General features: G+C 46.9%; 15 protein-coding genes. 3 read left to right on the top strand and 12 right to left on the bottom strand.

Features of this window, described 5'->3' with window-relative positions:
- Positions 1 to 219: 219 nt before the first annotated feature.
- The 9 genes from FJQ58_RS02580 to FJQ58_RS02540 form a co-directional block, all read right to left on the bottom strand.
- Positions 220 to 1,785 carry a M23 family metallopeptidase gene (locus FJQ58_RS02580; protein ID WP_139990873.1) on the bottom strand — a complete coding sequence of 522 codons (1,566 nt, stop codon included), beginning with the start codon at positions 1,783 to 1,785 and terminating at the stop codon, positions 220 to 222.
- 140 nt (positions 1,786 to 1,925) lie between these two features.
- A complete protein-coding gene (locus FJQ58_RS02575) occupies positions 1,926 to 2,606 on the bottom strand; it encodes a hypothetical protein (RefSeq protein ID WP_139990872.1) in 681 nt (226 codons plus the stop codon).
- A 175-nt stretch (positions 2,607 to 2,781) separates the two neighbouring features.
- Entirely contained in the window at positions 2,782 to 4,068 is a 1,287-nt protein-coding gene (locus FJQ58_RS02570) for an adenylosuccinate synthase (RefSeq protein WP_139990871.1), read from the bottom strand.
- Between the two features lie 189 nt (positions 4,069 to 4,257).
- Entirely contained in the window at positions 4,258 to 5,619 is a 1,362-nt protein-coding gene (gene dnaB / locus FJQ58_RS02565) for a replicative DNA helicase (RefSeq protein WP_139990870.1), read from the bottom strand.
- A 90-nt stretch (positions 5,620 to 5,709) separates the two neighbouring features.
- On the bottom strand, positions 5,710 to 6,153 hold the full coding sequence (gene rplI, locus FJQ58_RS02560) for a 50S ribosomal protein L9 (protein ID WP_139990869.1): 444 nt from the start codon (positions 6,151 to 6,153) through the stop codon (positions 5,710 to 5,712).
- A complete protein-coding gene (locus FJQ58_RS02555; RefSeq protein ID WP_139990868.1) occupies positions 6,150 to 8,111 on the bottom strand; it encodes a DHH family phosphoesterase in 1,962 nt (653 codons plus the stop codon). The genes rplI and FJQ58_RS02555 overlap by 4 nt, the downstream gene beginning before the upstream one ends.
- A gap of 18 nt (positions 8,112 to 8,129) precedes the next feature.
- Positions 8,130 to 9,035 (bottom strand): DUF2232 domain-containing protein, encoded by a 906-nt coding sequence (locus FJQ58_RS02550; RefSeq protein WP_420799806.1) that lies wholly within the window; start codon positions 9,033 to 9,035, stop codon positions 8,130 to 8,132.
- 242 nt (positions 9,036 to 9,277) lie between these two features.
- On the bottom strand, positions 9,278 to 9,706 hold the full coding sequence (locus tag FJQ58_RS02545) for a CBS domain-containing protein (protein WP_139990866.1): 429 nt from the start codon (positions 9,704 to 9,706) through the stop codon (positions 9,278 to 9,280).
- A gap of 78 nt (positions 9,707 to 9,784) precedes the next feature.
- Entirely contained in the window at positions 9,785 to 10,846 is a 1,062-nt protein-coding gene (locus tag FJQ58_RS02540; protein WP_139990865.1) for an LCP family protein, read from the bottom strand.
- Between the two features lie 197 nt (positions 10,847 to 11,043).
- On the opposite strand from FJQ58_RS02540, the gene FJQ58_RS02535 reads away from it, so the two are divergent.
- The 3 genes from FJQ58_RS02535 to FJQ58_RS02525 all read left to right on the top strand — a co-directional run bounded on the left by FJQ58_RS02535 (position 11,044) and on the right by FJQ58_RS02525 (position 13,593).
- Positions 11,044 to 11,409, top strand: a complete 366-nt coding sequence (locus FJQ58_RS02535; protein ID WP_420799808.1) for a DUF4870 domain-containing protein — start codon at positions 11,044 to 11,046, stop codon at positions 11,407 to 11,409.
- Positions 11,410 to 11,678: 269 nt separating this feature from the next.
- Positions 11,679 to 13,004 (top strand): hemolysin family protein, encoded by a 1,326-nt coding sequence (locus tag FJQ58_RS02530; protein WP_139990863.1) that lies wholly within the window; start codon positions 11,679 to 11,681, stop codon positions 13,002 to 13,004.
- 136 nt (positions 13,005 to 13,140) lie between these two features.
- Positions 13,141 to 13,593, top strand: coding sequence for a CBO0543 family protein (locus FJQ58_RS02525; RefSeq protein WP_139990862.1), 453 nt, complete (start codon positions 13,141 to 13,143; stop codon positions 13,591 to 13,593).
- Here the strand turns inward: FJQ58_RS02525 and FJQ58_RS02520 are convergent.
- From FJQ58_RS02520 to rpsR, 3 genes are all read right to left on the bottom strand, one after another.
- Positions 13,588 to 14,748 carry an AI-2E family transporter gene (locus FJQ58_RS02520; RefSeq protein WP_139990861.1) on the bottom strand — a complete coding sequence of 387 codons (1,161 nt, stop codon included), beginning with the start codon at positions 14,746 to 14,748 and terminating at the stop codon, positions 13,588 to 13,590. The two genes, FJQ58_RS02525 and FJQ58_RS02520, sit on opposite strands and share 6 nt — an antisense overlap.
- Positions 14,749 to 14,932: 184 nt before the next feature.
- Positions 14,933 to 16,093, bottom strand: a complete 1,161-nt coding sequence (locus FJQ58_RS02515; RefSeq protein WP_139990860.1) for a cation:proton antiporter — start codon at positions 16,091 to 16,093, stop codon at positions 14,933 to 14,935.
- A gap of 140 nt (positions 16,094 to 16,233) precedes the next feature.
- Positions 16,234 to 16,518 (bottom strand): 30S ribosomal protein S18, encoded by a 285-nt coding sequence (gene rpsR, locus FJQ58_RS02510; RefSeq protein ID WP_139990859.1) that lies wholly within the window; start codon positions 16,516 to 16,518, stop codon positions 16,234 to 16,236.
- Between the last annotated feature and the right edge of the window lie 21 nt (positions 16,519 to 16,539).

The following is a 16,539-nucleotide window of genomic DNA, read 5'->3' as shown; positions in this document are numbered from 1 at the left end:
AATCGCGTCGATCTTCAGCCTGTTCCCTTTTTCAGCATCATCTAGCTAGCATGGTCACAATACCATATATACTCGGGATTTAACTATGTAACTTTATTCCTAGAGCAGCGACATTCGACACCCCCAGAGCTCGTCTTCCCCCTGTCCAAATAACTAAAAAAAGCTAATTACTTTTGCAGGATGCAAAAGTGATTAGCTTTGGGTTAAATTGGGTATATGTTATAAGTACTTCAGCGGATTTTGTAATACGCCGTCTTTATGCACTTCAAAATGCAAATGAACGCCTGTCGAATTTCCGGTGCTTCCCATAATGCCAATGTTTTCGCCTTTTTCGACAATGGCGCCAACTTTTGTTTTATAGGAGCTCAAATGACCATACACGGTGGTATAACCGTTTTTATGGTTGATAATAATCGTTTTGCCAAGGCCCGGCTTCGTGCCGACGAATTCAACTACGCCGGTATCGGACGCCATAATGCTCTTATTGCCTGTGAAGTCGACACCGTTATGCATGCGTCCCCAACGCTGGCCAAACTTACTTGTTAGTCGCGAACCGGATACCGGCATCGCGAACCGGCCAGAGCCTTCGCCCAGAACAACTTTTGTGCCTCGTTCTACGATTTTTGGAGTTGCTTCCTTAATGACTTCTTTCGTGAGCAGCTCTTCGGTTACGACATAACCGTTCTGCTTCACGATTCGATACGTCATTCGTTTGGAGCCTGGCGTACCTTCGGAAATGGTCTTGGATTCACCAACACGCATGTCCTCATTTTTCTTAATTTCAACTGGCGGTTCGATCGTTTCGATCTCCACCAAATTTTCGGTCGTCTTGACTGTCAGCTCAGGCTGAAGCACCGTTAAATCCAGTACATCGCCAATCGTAATTTTGTCATCCTTAATCCATGCGTTGTTCTTGTAAATAACCTCAGGCGAAATATCAAACTTCTGTGCGATACAGCCCACACAATCGCCAGCTTGTACCGTATATTTAGTCGGTTGGATGCTGCCTTGCACAAGCAGCTTATAAATGGCTTCGGCTTCCATGATCTGCTGCGGATCAGTATCGATATTCTCCATCATGACAGCTTCAATAAACTCAACCTCTGTTACCTCGCGCCCTGGTTCTTTGGACGCAGGCTTCTGGTCGGCTTCGGCTTCATTTGCATTGAACGAGAGTGACTTTACTTCTTTTGCATTCTTCATCTTAGCGGCTAGCTCAGGTGCAAATTTACTTTGAACTCGCAGCAAAACATCATCTGCCGTCTGCTGGTCTTTGACAACTCCGATTACCTTGCCATCGATCTTCACTTCCACGCCAACGGCGTGAGAGGTGAACATTCCCTCGAGCTTGTCCAACGTTTCGTTGGTAGCAGGCGCTGCTTTGAACGCACTCTCCGGCTCATATGTAATCGTTCCTGTATCCAGCACCATGTTCAGGTTTGGATTTGCTTGCTGCAGTTCTTCGGTTTCTAGCAGAACAAGCTGCTCGACTTCGTTTGGATCGTGTACGGTACCAACGGCTGTTCCATTTATATATACGTTGTAAAATTCGACTGTGTTTGCTTGGACATATTGGATGCCGCTAAATCCTGCTACTGTGAGGAGTACGAGCGCCCCGCCCGCTAGTTGAACCGGCTTCTTGCGCCAAAATGGCTTGCTCTCTGTTTCACTTGCGGATTGTTGCTGTGTCTTGCCCTTCAAGTGTTGCGATCGGTCTTGCTGAAAATATTGAATCGTTTGATCCCATACTTTCCGAATCCGACCTTTGTCCCTGAAAACGGTCATGATTGGCTCCTTTTCGCGCTTATGCAACTTTTATTCCGGTTTCCGACATAAAAAAAGACGAATTATCCTGTCGGATCACTCGCCTAATACTTTAACATATGCCCAACAATTGGAGCAACCTTTACACTAGCTTCAATATATTAATATTTTTTCAGAATATCCATCATTTGTCCGTATTCGGTCTTGTCGAGATGCTGTGCCATAATTTGTTGAATGTCTATCAGCTCTTGCTCCGTAAGACCATTTTCGATATATTGCGAGATGGTTTGCATCGATTCCTGCGGCATTTTGCTTATTAATAATCCGAATAAAACTTCTTTGTCCTGATCGCTCATTTGCTCTTTTACCTCAGTCAAATCATCCGTTGTCATCGCTGTTTCCGACTCGTCTACGCCTGCTATGCCTTCCTGTACACCGCCGGTTTCCGGTGCTGTGCTGCCGCCTGCCTGCGTGCCTCCACCAATTCCAATATCGGTGAGCGGAGGGTCCGTCGCTTGGCCAAAAGCATCCACCGCCGCCGGAGGTTCGTCCTCAGGAACGGTTTCATGCTCATTTTGCGGTAATTCTGCTTTCTCTGGCGTCGTCTCTTCCTTTTCTTTCTCTACCAAATCAGTCGTTACGAGCGGATCGGCTCCCCACAGCTTCCCCCATACGCCGGACATCGCCATAGGAGGCACCTCCAGCGGCAAATTAAACTGCTTTAATAGTGTTTCCACATAGCTTGTCACAATATAGCCCGTCGTCCATATCGACAAAAAACTTAATATTAGCCCCGCTGCCACCAGTTTGGCGAGCCATCCTACGCTCTTTAACATATTCATGCTAATCCCTCCGTTCAACAGCGACCTATATCCTATTGATCACTGTGTCTTCCATAATCTGCTATCTACCATTATGGTCAACATTTCGGACAAGCATTCTCTTATCGCAGATTATATTTCTGAGTTTCACATCACAAAAAAAAGGATGGCCTCATGGGCCACCCTTGTCATAATTCTATTCGTAAATCGGACGTACCGGATTCGTCTGCTCACGATTGCGCCCAACCGAGAAAATAGCGATTGGAATACCCGTAAGCTCAGATACGCGGTTCAAATAGTTACGTGTATTTACAGGAAGATCCTCAAGCGTCTTCGCGTTGGAGATATCCTCTGTCCAGCCTGGGTGCTCTTCATAAACCGCTTCGCACTCCGATACCATTTTCAGGCTTGCCGGATAAGTTTCGATAACCTCACCGCGCAGTTTGTAACCCGTGCAAATCTTCACCGTTTCAAGCCCTGTAAGCACGTCAAGCGAGTTAAGGGAAAGACCCGTAATGCCACTCACGCGGCGAGCATGGCGCACAACCACCGTATCGAACCAGCCAACGCGGCGCGGACGGCCAGTTACCGTACCGTATTCATGGCCTTTGTCGCGGATCAACTGGCCAATTTCATTATCTTGCTCAGTTGGGAACGGACCATCGCCTACGCGAGTAGTGTATGCTTTGGCAACGCCGATAACCTGTTGGATTTTCGAAGGGCCAACGCCAGATCCGATACATACTCCGCCAGCTGATGGGTTGGAAGAGGTAACATACGGATAAGTTCCTTGGTCGATATCGAGCATCACGCCTTGAGCGCCTTCAAACAATACCTTTTGACCTGCGTCGATAGCGTCATTGAGTACGACAGACGTATCCGTAACGTAAGGACGCAAAATTTCCGCAAAGCCCAAGTAATCGCGTACAATCGCGTCTGCATCCAAATGCTCTCCGCCGTACACTTGCTCGATCAACTGGTTTTTCTCCACAACGATAGCGCGAACGCGTGCTTCGAACTCCTCAGCATCCATCAAATCAGCGATACGAATGCCGTTGCGTGCCGCTTTGTCCATATAGCAAGGGCCGATGCCTTTGCGTGTCGTACCGATTTTGTTATCGCCTTTACGGTCTTCTTCCAGACCATCAAGTATCAAATGATAAGGCATAATGACATGTGCGCGATCACTGATTTTCAGGTTATCCGTTGAGAAGCCATTTTCATGAATATAGTTAATTTCGTCAATCAGCGCTTCCGGATTAATAACCATTCCGTTGCCGATTACGCATGTTTTGTTATGATTGAAAATACCCGATGGAATCATCGTCAATTTGTATTTTTTGTTATCAATAAGGATCGTGTGTCCGGCATTGTTTCCCCCTTGGTATCGAGCGACGACGTCGGCTCCCTCTGCCAAGTAATCAGTGATTTTGCCTTTACCTTCGTCTCCCCACTGTGTACCAACAACAACAACCGTAGACATAATCATACCCCCGTCCGGTGTTTATAAACACCGAAAATTACCGTCATTACGCCGCAGCACAAAATTTCCTTCGTTCAAAGGCTTTGTGACACCAGTCAAAAGACAGCATTAATAGTGTAGCAGTCCGACTGCTAGAAGTCAAACGAAAAACGAACAATTGCATAGTTGCCCATGCAATTGTTCGGGAATTCATGATGCTTGCATCGGATCCTGATGCGCGCGATCAATACTTACGAATTTATTATACTTTTTGAGGAACACCAGCTCTACTGTACCTACCGGTCCATTCCGCTGCTTGGCAATAATAATCTCGATAATATCCTTCTTCTCCGACTCTTTATCGTAATAATCATCCCGGTAAAGAAAGGAGACGATATCGGCATCTTGCTCAATCGATCCTGACTCCCGGAGATCGGACATCATCGGGCGTTTATCCTGCCGCTGCTCAACGCCCCGGCTGAGCTGCGAGAGCGCGATAACGGGAACCTCAAGCTCACGAGCAATTTGCTTCAAGGTACGCGAAATCTCAGATACCTCTTGCTGCCTGTTCTCGCCCGCTTTACCGCGGCCGGAGATCAGCTGCAAATAGTCGATCATAATCATGCCAAGGCCTTTTTCCTTCTTTAGACGACGGCATTTCGCACGAATCTCGGCTACCGTAATCCCCGGCGTATCATCGATGAAGATTTGCGCTTCGGACAAGGAACCGATGGCCATCGTCAGCTTTTCCCAGTCGTCGCCTTCCAAGTGGCCCGTACGCATGCGCTGTGCATCAACGTTGGCTTCGGCACAGATCATACGTTGAACCAGCTGAGCGGCTGACATCTCCAGACTGAAGATGGCCACGGTCTCGCGGGCGCGGACGCCGACATTCTGCGCTACGTTAAGCGCAAATGCCGTTTTACCTACAGAAGGACGGGCAGCAACGATAATTAAGTCGCTTCGCTGGAAGCCGGCAGTCATCCGGTCAAGGTCGGTAAAGCCCGACGGAATGCCTGTCGTGCCTCCCTTATCCTGATAAAGCTGCTCAACCTTCTCGAAGACCTCCATCAGCACATCGCGGATGGAGATGAAGCCGCTGCCGGATCGGCGATTCGATATCTCGAGAATTTTCTTCTCTGCATCGCCGAGCAGCACGCCAACATCCTCGGAGTTGGCATATCCATCGGAGACGATATTCGTTGCGGTTCGGATCAAGCGCCTGAGCATCGACTTCTCTTCGACGATTTGCGCATAATAATCGACGTTTGCCGCAGTCGGCACGGAATTGGCCAGCTTCGCCAAATAGCTGACGCCGCCAATTTCCTCAAGAAGATGCTGATCCTGCAAATGCGCGGTCAAGGTTACGAGGTCAACCGGTTGGTTGTTCTCGGCGATCTCGACCATCGCTTCATAGATTTGTCTATGGGGACCGCTATAGAAGTCTTCGCTGCGCACCCGCTCCATCGCTGTAATAAGCGCTTCCGCTTGCAGCAATATTGCCCCGATGACAGCTTGTTCAGCTTCTAAGTTCTGCGGTGGAACACGGTCAAACATCAGCTCTGTACTCATTGGTCCCTCCTAAAGGTTTTCTACAAAAAATACAGCTTAAGTATAAGCGTAGTTGTGTAGAAAACCCGCTTGTAAGCATTAGTCCCGCTTCTATTCCTCTGACGCTTGAACGCTTAGCTTTGCCTTTACTTCCGGATGAATCTTAACCACCACTTGTGTTACGCCTAGCGAACGAATCGGATCTTCCATCTCGATTTTGCGTTTGTCGACCTTAATGCCGAGTGCTGCCAGCGCCTCGCCGATTTGCTTGCTCGTAATCGCGCCGAATAATCTGCCGCCCTCGCCCGCTTTGGTTTTGATGACAACGGTCATCTCTTCCAGCTTCTTACCTAGCGCCTGAGCGTCTTCTTTTTCTTTATCCTTACGCTTCTGCTCCGAAGCATTCTGAACCTCAAGCGTCTTCAGGTTGCCGTCCGACGCCAGCTTCGCCAGTCCTTGCGGCAATAGGAAGTTGCGTACGTACCCCTCGGAAAGATCCTTCACTTGCCCCTTTTTCCCTTGTCCCTTAACATCCTGCAAAAAGATTACTTTCATTCAAATAACCCCTCTTCCTTTTCGATTTCGTCCAAAACCTGCTTCAGACGTCTAGCTACATCCACAACGGACCCTTCAAGCTGCGCTGCAGCATTGGTCAAGTGGCCTCCGCCGCCCATTCGCTCCATGACGACCTGAACATTCATATGGCCGAGCGAGCGGGCACTGATGCCAATGAGCCCATCCTGCCGTTCCCCGATAACAAAGGAAGCCAGGATGTCTGTCATATTGAGCAGCGTATCCGCCGATTGCGCGATGAGCAGCTGCGAATATTTGCGGCCGCTCTCGGTTACCGCAATCGCTATATGTTCATATAATACCTCAGCATGCTTAATAATTTCAGCTTTGCGTACATATTCTTCCAGATCTTCTTTCAGCATCCGCTGAATCATCATCGAATCCGCCCCGTTGCGGCGGAGGAACGATGCGGCTTCAAAGGTGCGGGCACCCGTACGAAGCGAGAAGCTCTTCGTATCAACCGTGATACCGGCTAGCAAAGCCGTAGATTCCCGTACATCGAGCACGACACGGTCATGAATATACTGAAGCAGCTCTGTTACGAGCTCACAGGTCGATGAAGCGTATGGCTCCATATACACCAATATGGCATTCGCAATAAATTCCTCGCTGCGTCGATGATGATCGACCACAACAATACGGTCCGTCTGCGTAAGCAGCTTCGGCTCCTTGACCATGGAAACCTTATGCGTATCCACAACTACGGCAAGCGTCTGAGGCGTAATGAGCGCTGAAGCCTGCTCTGGCGATACGAAACGTTTGGAGAGCTTCTCGTCTTCCTTAATCAGCTCCATCATTTTCTGAATGGCCGGGTTCACGCCTTCAAGCACAATATACGCTTCTTTGCCGAACAGCTGCGCTGCCTTCATCACGCCGATAGCTGCGCCAATCGCATCCATATCGGGCATCTTGTGGCCCATAATGACAACGTTGTGGCTCTCTTTAATGAGGTCCCGCAGCGCATGGGCAACGACACGCGCACGCACGCGCGTCCGCTTCTCTACCGCATTGGACTTTCCTCCATAAAAGGACTGGCGGCTGCCAACCTTAACGGCTGCCTGGTCACCGCCACGACCAAGCGCGATGTCCAGACTGGTATGCGCCCATTGGCCAAGCTCAATGATATGTTCAGCACCCGCAGCGAAGCCGATGCTGAGTGTGACCGGAATTTTATGATCGCCGGTAATATCCCGAACCTCATCGAGCACAAGGAATCTGGACTGCTCCAACTGCTTCAGTGTCTTCTGGTCTGTAACAAGCAAGAATCGGTCTGACGTAAGCCGCTTCAAATAAAGCTGATACTTTTGTGCCCATTCCGTAATTTCGGTCGTAACCTTCGCCAGCATCGAGCTGCGCTGATGGTCATCGAGTCCTTGCGTCACTTCTTCAAGATTATCGATCATGACAACGCCAAGCACGAGCTTCTCATCGTCATATTTCCGGGCCAGTTGCCAGCGCTCGGTAATATTTTGAACATATAAAATTCGTTCCTTGGGCTTAAAGATGAGCTGATACACATGGGAACCAACGGTGGCTTCAATCGTACCTTCCCGTTCCTTGACCTGCTGCAGCGAAGGAAATAGCTCCGCAAGCGGAACGCCAATGACGTTCTCCTTCTCCATTAAACCCGCAATATAGGGATTGTGCCATTCCACGGTACGTTCTTCATTATATAAAATAATTCCGAAAGGCAGCTCGCTGATTACATCATTGCCTGCCTTCTTGACGCGGTAAGACAGCGTACCTAAATAAGATTTCAAATCCTTGCGGAACGCCCGCTCCGCCATTACGGTATAAAACAAAACCCCGCCGGTCAGCAGCAGGCCAATAAGGCCAAGCAGCCACTGAAACCAGGCGAGTGCTACTGACATCAGCACCATTAATACGAACGCCCATATCTGATGCATTCCGTGCCAACGTGTAACCAAAAACTTCGGCATTTCCGATCCGCTCCTGTGCTATGGTTTCGTAAACGACTTTCGGATTGGAAAAGCGGTATCCAGCACGCCGATTAAGCTGAGCGGCGGGAAGATAAGGACCGGAATGGCAATAAGCACCGGCACCGCTTTGTTCCATCCCCGCTGATGCGCAAGGAAGAAGAAAAATCCGATGGCCTGAAACGCAAAAACATAACTAAGCAAAGGAATTAGGTTAAGCAATGCAACTGCGAAGAAGGAATCGCTAGTTGTAGACGAGAACATCTCCATCACATAAGCAATGAGATAAATAACCACAAGCAAGCGCGGCAAACGCCAGTCTCTAGCCCGTGCAAATCTTGGTGTCTCCGGTCCGCCGCTCCACTTTACCAATCGGCGTGCCAGAAATTGCGTGATCACCGTGTACCCGAAAGCCATCATAATAAAAGCTACAGGAATGGAATTAATCATGGTGTGAATAATGACTTCCGTAAAGTCTGAATTCCAATCTGCGGGAACCAGGCCTTTCGTCATCAAATCGTCAAACATCGTCCGCACGAACGAGCCCATTTCTTTGAGCAAGGAAATATCGAGGAACATTTCGAATATAAGCAGTTCCAGCATCAATTGTGCAAGAAATACAACGCCGACTGTCCGTATGACCCTTGAGGCAGAAGCTTGCTTCATATACAAGTGGCCCATCACAATGGACGGGATCAAAAAAAACAACCCGATAATGAGCGTTGCCGGTCCACCGATAACAAACGCCAGCACCCAGACTGGAATCATATGCAGTGCAAATGATTTTGGCGGCAGAGTTGTATACAGCACTACGAGCGGTACCATCATCAGCAGCAAGCTAATGAGATTAAAGAGAGGTAGGACAAGGGACAATAATAAAAGGAGTGCCGCTAAGCTCCACAGCACTGGTTTCAAGCCGGTTTTCAAACCGTTCACCTCTTGCTTATATAATCTGGTTTCTTACGAAACTTTTACAACTCATTATAGCATAAAAGCTTAAATTATCACTCACAATCAAAGGATGCCGCTCCACGCTCCCATAATCATTCCGTTGCTGCTCGCAAATAAAAAAGACGGAACAGCAACTGCATTCCGTCTTCTTTGTTCATTATGATGTCCTTTAATGGCTGAGAATAGTACCCTTCGGTGAGCTTCTCCCCAGCTTTCAGCTATTGATCCTGCAGCACGTTATGCTGCTCCATAATAATTTTTTGGCAATAATCGATAATTTCGCTTCTGCGTACAATTCCGATAAAACGGTTCATATCGTCCACCACTGGCACAAAGTTCTGAAGCTTGGCTAGTGAGATCAGATCATCCATGTTGGCATCAATTCGCACCGTTTTATTATTCATGCGCAGCGGCACGTCCCGAAGCCGTACTTTGTTCGTCTGCTCCAGCGTCAGGTCGCCGTGGTCCTTAACATACCACAGCAAATCGCCTTCAGTGACCGTGCCTGCATATCCGCCATCTTCATTAATAATCGGCACGGCCGTATACCGATGATACTCCATGCGCTCTAGCGTCTGCCGCAGCGTTGTATCCTGTGACAAGCACACGACCTCTTGCTTCGGCAATAAAAAGAAAGCTATATTCATCTTCGCCAACAACTCCGTTCCGTTTGCTATTCCCTTTTCCATGCTTCGAAGGCAGCTGACGGATCGGAGCAACCAGTCTTACGGCTGATCGGACGAAGCGTCACTGTTTGAACTGCTGGATAGGGCGCCTACCTCTTTGCCCTTGTTTGCTGTGTATTTATCCGGCAAAATAAGGCTGCTTGCAGGCGTATCCGCATTTAACCAGCTCTTAATCATCGTCTGTACCTTCGCTACATCCTCTTCATCGGCAAAATAATACCAGGTTCCTCCGCTTTTCAAGCGATGCCCATCACCTGTGATCGAGTGGCTGTAAATGTTGCGCTGCTTTGCTTGCAGCATGCTTTGACCTAAGTCTACAAGCTGCTGCGGCCGCATATCCGTGCTGAAATTTTCACCCATAATATCAATAAGATCAGGAATCTTGGACCATTGATTCATTTGCTTTGCTTTATCGAGCAGGAGATTCAAAAATATTTGATGGCGCTCTGTACGGTTAATATCGCCGCCGGCATCTTCACGGTACCGGACATAGTTCAGCGTGTCTTGACCATTATAGACGTCTTGGCCGGCTTTAATGACAAACTTCTCGTGGTCAGGGTCCTTGTTCACGATATCTTCTTCAATCGGAAGCGAGATACCCCCCAGCGTATCGATGGCATTACGGAATCCTTCGAAGTTAATAGACGCGTAGTAATTAATCGGCGCATTCAAAAACTTCTCAACGGTATCCATCGCCATCCCCGCTCCGCCGAACGCGAAAGCATGCGTAATCTTATCTTCCTTGTTTTTGCCGACAATTTCAACATACGTATCACGCGGAATCGAAACCATCAGGATGTCTCCGTCATTAGGTCGAACAACGGTATAAATCATCGTATCCGAGCGTCCGATTTCTTTGCCGCGCTGATCAATCCCAAGCAGCAGCACGGAGAACGGATCCTGCTTCTTATCTATTGTACTAACTGGAACGGGTTCCCGTCCATCAATTGGCTTATAGGTTTGTTCAAGCTTCTTCTCCACATGACCCTGGAGGAACCAATCGAATCCGAGCATGGCTAGTGCGCTGCGGTTGAGAAAGAGTGCAACGACAAGGATTAATACGACAGATGACGACAGGTATATCCATTTGCGCTTATTCATAGTTTTAATGATTGCTCCTATCTAATCTATTCTTTTATCAGCATGCTTCTCTAGTTTAGACGATAAATTGTCGAAACAGGTTACAAATCTTTTACAATGTTTTCATGCCAATTCTGGAACTTTTTTTATAAAATAAAAAGGTCTATTAACTATTTATGACGAATACAATCATTGCAAGATTATGTTAAATGGAAAGGGTGAATCACTTGAACCAACCTCCAATTTTACAACCGGACAGCTCCTCCACCGGATTAGACCCTAAAGTGGCGGGCTTGCTATGCTACCTTGGCGGCTTTATAACCGGCATTATTTTTTTGGTACTGGAGAAACAAAGCCGCTTCGTCAAATTACATGCTGTCCAATCCATTGTTGTCAGTGTTTCAGTTATCGTGATCAGTTTCATCATTGGCCTGATCCCTATCATTGGATGGCTGCTAGGTGGGCTTATATCGTTAGCGTCCTTGGTGTTATGGATTGGTCTTATGCTACTGACGCTGCAAGGAAAGCTTACCAAGCTTCCGATTATCGGCGACTGGTCTGAGCAGCAAGCCAATAAATTTTAAGGAATATAGAGATAAAAAGGGACGGCATCGTGCTGTTCTTTTTTTATTTCCGAATACGAGTTCATATGAACTCATCATTAAACCACACTGATGATCTCGAAAAACTGAGCTATTGGCTAATTTTGATCTGTCAGCACCTCTAAATCAGCCTAATTGGTCAAATGAAGCTTCTTTTCCGCGAAACAGCGGTTTGATGAATCATCAGAAAGTTCGTACTATTAAGAGAATAGAAATCAAAATTTGAATAAGAAGGATTGTGAGTATTCATTATGGGTATAGGATTTAATCTATTTTTATTTGCTTTGTTAATTGTGTTAACCGCCTTTTTCGTAGCTACTGAGTTTGCTATTATCAGACTTCGTTCCAGCCGGGTTGACCAATTAGTCGTTGAAGGCAAGAAAAATGCGCTTGCCGTGCAACGAGTCGTAAGCAATTTGGATGGTTACCTATCTGCCTGTCAGCTCGGCATTACCATTACAGCACTCGGACTAGGTTGGCTCGGTGAACCGACGGTCGAGAAGCTTCTGCTTCCTTTATTCGAGCAATGGAATCTCAATAGCAATATCAGCCATATCCTTTCATTTGTCATTGCCTTCATTGGTGTAACCTTCATCCACGTCGTTATTGGTGAGCTTGCTCCTAAGAGTATTGCGATTCAGAAGGCGGAGCTTGTGAGCTTTACTGTAGTAAAGCCGATTATTCTTTTCTATAAAGTCATGTATCCCTTTATTTTTGTATTGAATGGCTCGGCCAATGCCTTGGTCCGTTTATTTGGTCTAAAGCCGGCCAAAGAGCATGAGAATGCCCATACGGAAGAAGAAATTCAAATTATATTGAGCGACAGCCTGGAAAGCGGAAAAATTAATAATACGGAGTACGGCTACGTAAACCGGATCTTCGCCTTTGACGAAATTTTAGCCAAAGAGATTATGGTTCCTCGTACCGATATGACCGTCCTATACAAGAACAATACGCTTCAACAAAATATGGAGATTATCCGCAAGGAGCAATATACACGTTTCCCGGTTGCCGGGGACAGTAAAGACCATATTGTTGGCATGATTAATACGAAGCAATTATTTCTACAATATCAAATAAACAAAGAAATCGATTTGCAAACATTAATTCAACCCGTCATGTCGGTTTCCGAAGTGCTGCCTGTGAAAAACCTATTAACAAGAATGCAGCAGGAACGCGTTCACTTTGCAATCGTAGTCGATGAGTACGGCGGTACGTCCGGACTTGTTACGATTGAAGACATTTTAGAAGAAATCGTTGGGGATATCCGAGATGAGTTTGATGCCGATGAGCGCAAGGATATCGATAAAATTTCCGATACCTCTTATTTATTGGATGGAAAGGTATCCCTAACGGAGCTCGGTGATTTGATAGGAGCAGAGCTTGAGCACGAAGAAGTCGACACGGTCGGCGGCTGGTTGTTCAGCGAAATGGAAGAGCCTAAGCCTGGCAAGCAATTCAGCTTCCAGAACTTAATTTTTACGGTACGCGAAGTCAGCAAGCACCGGGTCAATAAGGTCGAGCTTACCATCACATCGCCGATTCAACTGCTCAAGCCGGAAGCCGGACAAGCGTAAACCATTGTCTTAATAGAAAGTGGACAAGGACGGTATCCGAGGATACCGTCCTTGTTCTTTTTGTTCTTTTGCTCCACACGTATGATGCTTCCGGGAAAGGGCAATCTAAGGGAAAATCAAAGGAGACCTGTATCGGATGCTGATCAATATCATTTGCGGATTTGTCATTCCATGGCTTGCAGCCATATTCTTGATTCGGAAAAGTCCAAAAACCTTGCTGCTCATCTATCCTATAGGCTCTGTAGCCTCATTGGTCATTAACTCTTTTGGCTTTCAGTTAGGCTTCTGGGATTTCACGCCTCTAATCCCCAATGATGAGTCTGTATCGGCGCTGCCGCTCGACACAGGACTTTATCCGATTTTGGCCAGCTTCATGATCTGGGCCATCCTGCTCCACCGGAACAAAACGGCGCTAATCTTGTTTCTTTTTATTTTGTTTACTACGCTGCTCGAATTTAGTGCACTGCTGGTTGGCAAAGTAACCTACGGGAACGGATGGAATATCGGTTTTACCTTTCTGTCCTATTTACTTGCCTTCGGCATCGTCTTCATCTACTTCAAGCTGCTGGAGAAATTCCGCTTGCTATAGAGGCTTATTGCTGCCCTTCTCCTCATGCTGGTAAAGCGAGGATCGATTTCTAAGCCAATCAAACAGGTGGATGACAATAACCTTTAATACCGCATACCCAGGGACCGCAAGTACAATCCCAACAATGCCGAACAAGTTACCCGCGGTTAAGATAACAAATATAATCGTGATGGGATGAATTTGCAGGCTTTTCCCCATAATTTGAGGTGAAATAAATTTCCCCTCAATGAGCTGAACGATTGTCCAAATTACAATCATCTTAAGCAGCATTACCGGCGAGGTAACCATTGCAACGATCAATGCCGGCGTAATAGCAATCGCTGGCCCCAAATAAGGGATTACACTCGTACACGCAGCTACCAAAGCGAGCACTAGCGAATATTCCAGCCCGATGATCAAATACCCAATGTATAGAAGCGCTCCGATACAGAAGCTCACAATAATTTGGCCTCTGATGTAGCTGCTGATCTGATTATTCATTTCAGCCATAATCGTTTTTGTCTGGGGCTGCAGCTTGCCAGGCAGAAAGCGAACAATGGCTTGCGGAAGATGCTTTCCGTCTTTTAACAAATAGAATAAAATAAACGGCAGTGTTAAAATGGCAAGTATTACCTCTTTAAGCGCGCCTACGATCGACCCTAAGCTCGATAAGGTACCATTGAGCAGCTTTGTGACCTTGTCCGTTAGATCGCCAGACAGCTCGGCAGGATTAAGATTAAACCAATCCTGAATTTGTACGAAACCTGCGCTTCCCATAAAGTCCTCAAAGATATGCCGAAGCTGTTCCCCGTATTTCGGAAAATTATTGATTAGGCTCACCGCTTGTTCATTCAGAAAAGGAATGACGGCAACGAGCAATATCGTAATCAGGCCAGCGCCTACTAGAAACAAAACAATAATGGAATATACTCTTTTTACTCTTTTGCGCTCGAGAAAATCAACCACAGGGTTTAACAAATAGTAAGCTATTCCCGCTAGTATGACAGGCAGAAGCAAGGTTTTGAGCAGCACCGTAAACGGTGTGAAAATATAAGAAATCTTCGTCAGCACCATAATATTCAGGCCGACAAGCAGCAGCACAAGCAGGAACAATACGAACTTGTTATTCAAAATAAACTTTTTGAATCGTTCGGTTCCTGTTCTGGCATTGTCCATATTCATCTTCCCTCTCTGTATGACTTGCAGTTGTTCATTTTTCTCATTGTAGCATTTCTATAAATCAAAACGCGAATTGCGGATCATGATCAAACTGATTTTTCAGACATCAAAAAAGAACAGCATCCGTTTATGGATCCTGCCCTTGATTCCCTTCATTTCATGTATGGAAAACCGGATACAGCTAACGAGATCCGGAATTTTCTTGTTTTTCTTTCGGAAAAATAACTTTGAGCATCGGCGGAGTGACAAGCGTCGTCACAATAACGACCATTACCACCGACGTGAAATACTGCGGAAGCAGAAGGCCTGATTCCAGGCCGGAGGCCGCTATAATTAAAGCAACCTCACCGCGCGAGATCATGCCCGCACCAATAGCGAGTGAAGAGTGGTTATCAAAGCCGCTTAGCCTTGCCCCTACCCCAGCGCCAAAAAGCTTCGTCAGGACGGCAATGATAGAAAGGACAAGAATAAACCAAAGCTGGCTGCCTATCCCTTCAAATGTAATATTCAAGCCAATGCTCACAAAAAACACGGGTACGAACAGCGCATAGGCGATCGGTTCAATCTTGGTTTCCACCTGATGCTTGAAGCCCGTTTGTGAAATGGCAATTCCCGCCGCAAAGGCACCAATTATACCTGCAACGCCCATTTCCTCGGCAAAATAAGAAAAGGCAAAGCACGCAATCAATGCAGCGCTTACCACGCTTTCCGTCACTTTAAAGCGGGAGATCAGCTTCATAAATGGCGGAATGATCCATAGGCTTACGGCGATGACAACGATGAAAAACAGCAGCTTCTTTCCGATGAGCATTGGAATCGATACCGAGTCCCCTGCTCCAAGCATACTCATCATTACGGCAAGCATAATCACAACGACTACGTCATCGACGACTGCTGCTCCAAGAATCGTTGTGCCTTCCTTCGAGCCCAACTGGTTCATTTCCTTCAATGTCTGAACGGATATGCTCACCGAGGTGGCACAGAGCAGAAGACCAAGAAAAAGAGCTTCCGCGTTAGACATGCCAAAGGCAGCCGCTAGGGCATACCCTCCGATAAAAGGTAAAATAATGCCTCCAATTGCTACGGCAAAAGCAGCTTTCCAGTTTTGGCGCAGCTGCTCCAGATCTGTCTCTAATCCCGCAATAAACATAAGAAGCAACACGCCTATTTCAGCAAAATGGCTTATGAAATCATCGGGCTGAATCCAGCCAAGCAAGGCTGGACCGAGCAGGATACCGGCGATAAGCTTGCCTAACACGGACGGTTGCCCTAATTTTACCGATAGATGGCCTGCCGCCTTGGTAAATACAATAATAAGCGCTAAACATAAAATAAATTGCATGACTGTACACTCCTTCCCTCAAGCCATCGCATTAGCATACAGCAAAAAGAGAGCCCCTATTCACAAGGACTCTCCTTCATAAAACAAAAAGAGCCCTTGGTGACAGGCTCCTCCGTTTTGGTGCATATTCACTTAGCGACCTATTCAGTCGTGTAAGGAAGCAATGCGATTTGACGTGAACGTTTAACTGCAACAGTAAGCAAGCGTTGGTATTTCGCGCTTGTACCAGTCACACGACGTGGCAAGATTTTGCCGCGTTCGCTGATAAACTTTTTCAGCAAATCAACATCTTTATAGTCAATTTTAGTGATTTTGTTTACAGTGAAGAAACATACTTTCCGACGCTTGTTGCGTCCGCCTTTACGTCCGCTGAACTTACGCTCTGGACGCTCGTCGCCACCGTTATCTCTTTGCTTGAAAGCCATGATAGGTATCCTCCTTATCGT

The organism is Paenibacillus paridis, assembly GCF_006345825.1.
In the GTDB taxonomy this organism is placed as follows: Bacteria; Bacillota; Bacilli; order Paenibacillales; family Paenibacillaceae; genus Pristimantibacillus; species Pristimantibacillus paridis.
The sequence above is the reverse complement of the archived record's forward strand: the minus strand, read 5'-3'. Positions and strand labels throughout refer to the sequence as shown.

Coding starts and splice junctions, on each gene's coding strand:
- FJQ58_RS02580 (WP_139990873.1), bottom strand. CDS start 1,785: ATGACCGTTTTCAGGGACAAAGGTCGGATTCGGAAAGTATGGGATCAA.
- FJQ58_RS02575 (WP_139990872.1), bottom strand. CDS start 2,606: ATGAATATGTTAAAGAGCGTAGGATGGCTCGCCAAACTGGTGGCAGCG.
- FJQ58_RS02570 (WP_139990871.1), bottom strand. CDS start 4,068: ATGTCTACGGTTGTTGTTGTTGGTACACAGTGGGGAGACGAAGGTAAA.
- dnaB (WP_139990870.1), bottom strand. CDS start 5,619: ATGAGTACAGAGCTGATGTTTGACCGTGTTCCACCGCAGAACTTAGAA.
- rplI (WP_139990869.1), bottom strand. CDS start 6,153: ATGAAAGTAATCTTTTTGCAGGATGTTAAGGGACAAGGGAAAAAGGGG.
- FJQ58_RS02555 (WP_139990868.1), bottom strand. CDS start 8,111: ATGCCGAAGTTTTTGGTTACACGTTGGCACGGAATGCATCAGATATGG.
- FJQ58_RS02545 (WP_139990866.1), bottom strand. CDS start 9,706: ATGAATATAGCTTTCTTTTTATTGCCGAAGCAAGAGGTCGTGTGCTTG.
- FJQ58_RS02540 (WP_139990865.1), bottom strand. CDS start 10,846: ATGAATAAGCGCAAATGGATATACCTGTCGTCATCTGTCGTATTAATC.
- FJQ58_RS02530 (WP_139990863.1), top strand. CDS start 11,679: ATGGGTATAGGATTTAATCTATTTTTATTTGCTTTGTTAATTGTGTTA.
- FJQ58_RS02525 (WP_139990862.1), top strand. CDS start 13,141: ATGCTGATCAATATCATTTGCGGATTTGTCATTCCATGGCTTGCAGCC.
- FJQ58_RS02520 (WP_139990861.1), bottom strand. CDS start 14,748: ATGGACAATGCCAGAACAGGAACCGAACGATTCAAAAAGTTTATTTTG.
- FJQ58_RS02515 (WP_139990860.1), bottom strand. CDS start 16,093: ATGCAATTTATTTTATGTTTAGCGCTTATTATTGTATTTACCAAGGCG.
- rpsR (WP_139990859.1), bottom strand. CDS start 16,518: ATGGCTTTCAAGCAAAGAGATAACGGTGGCGACGAGCGTCCAGAGCGT.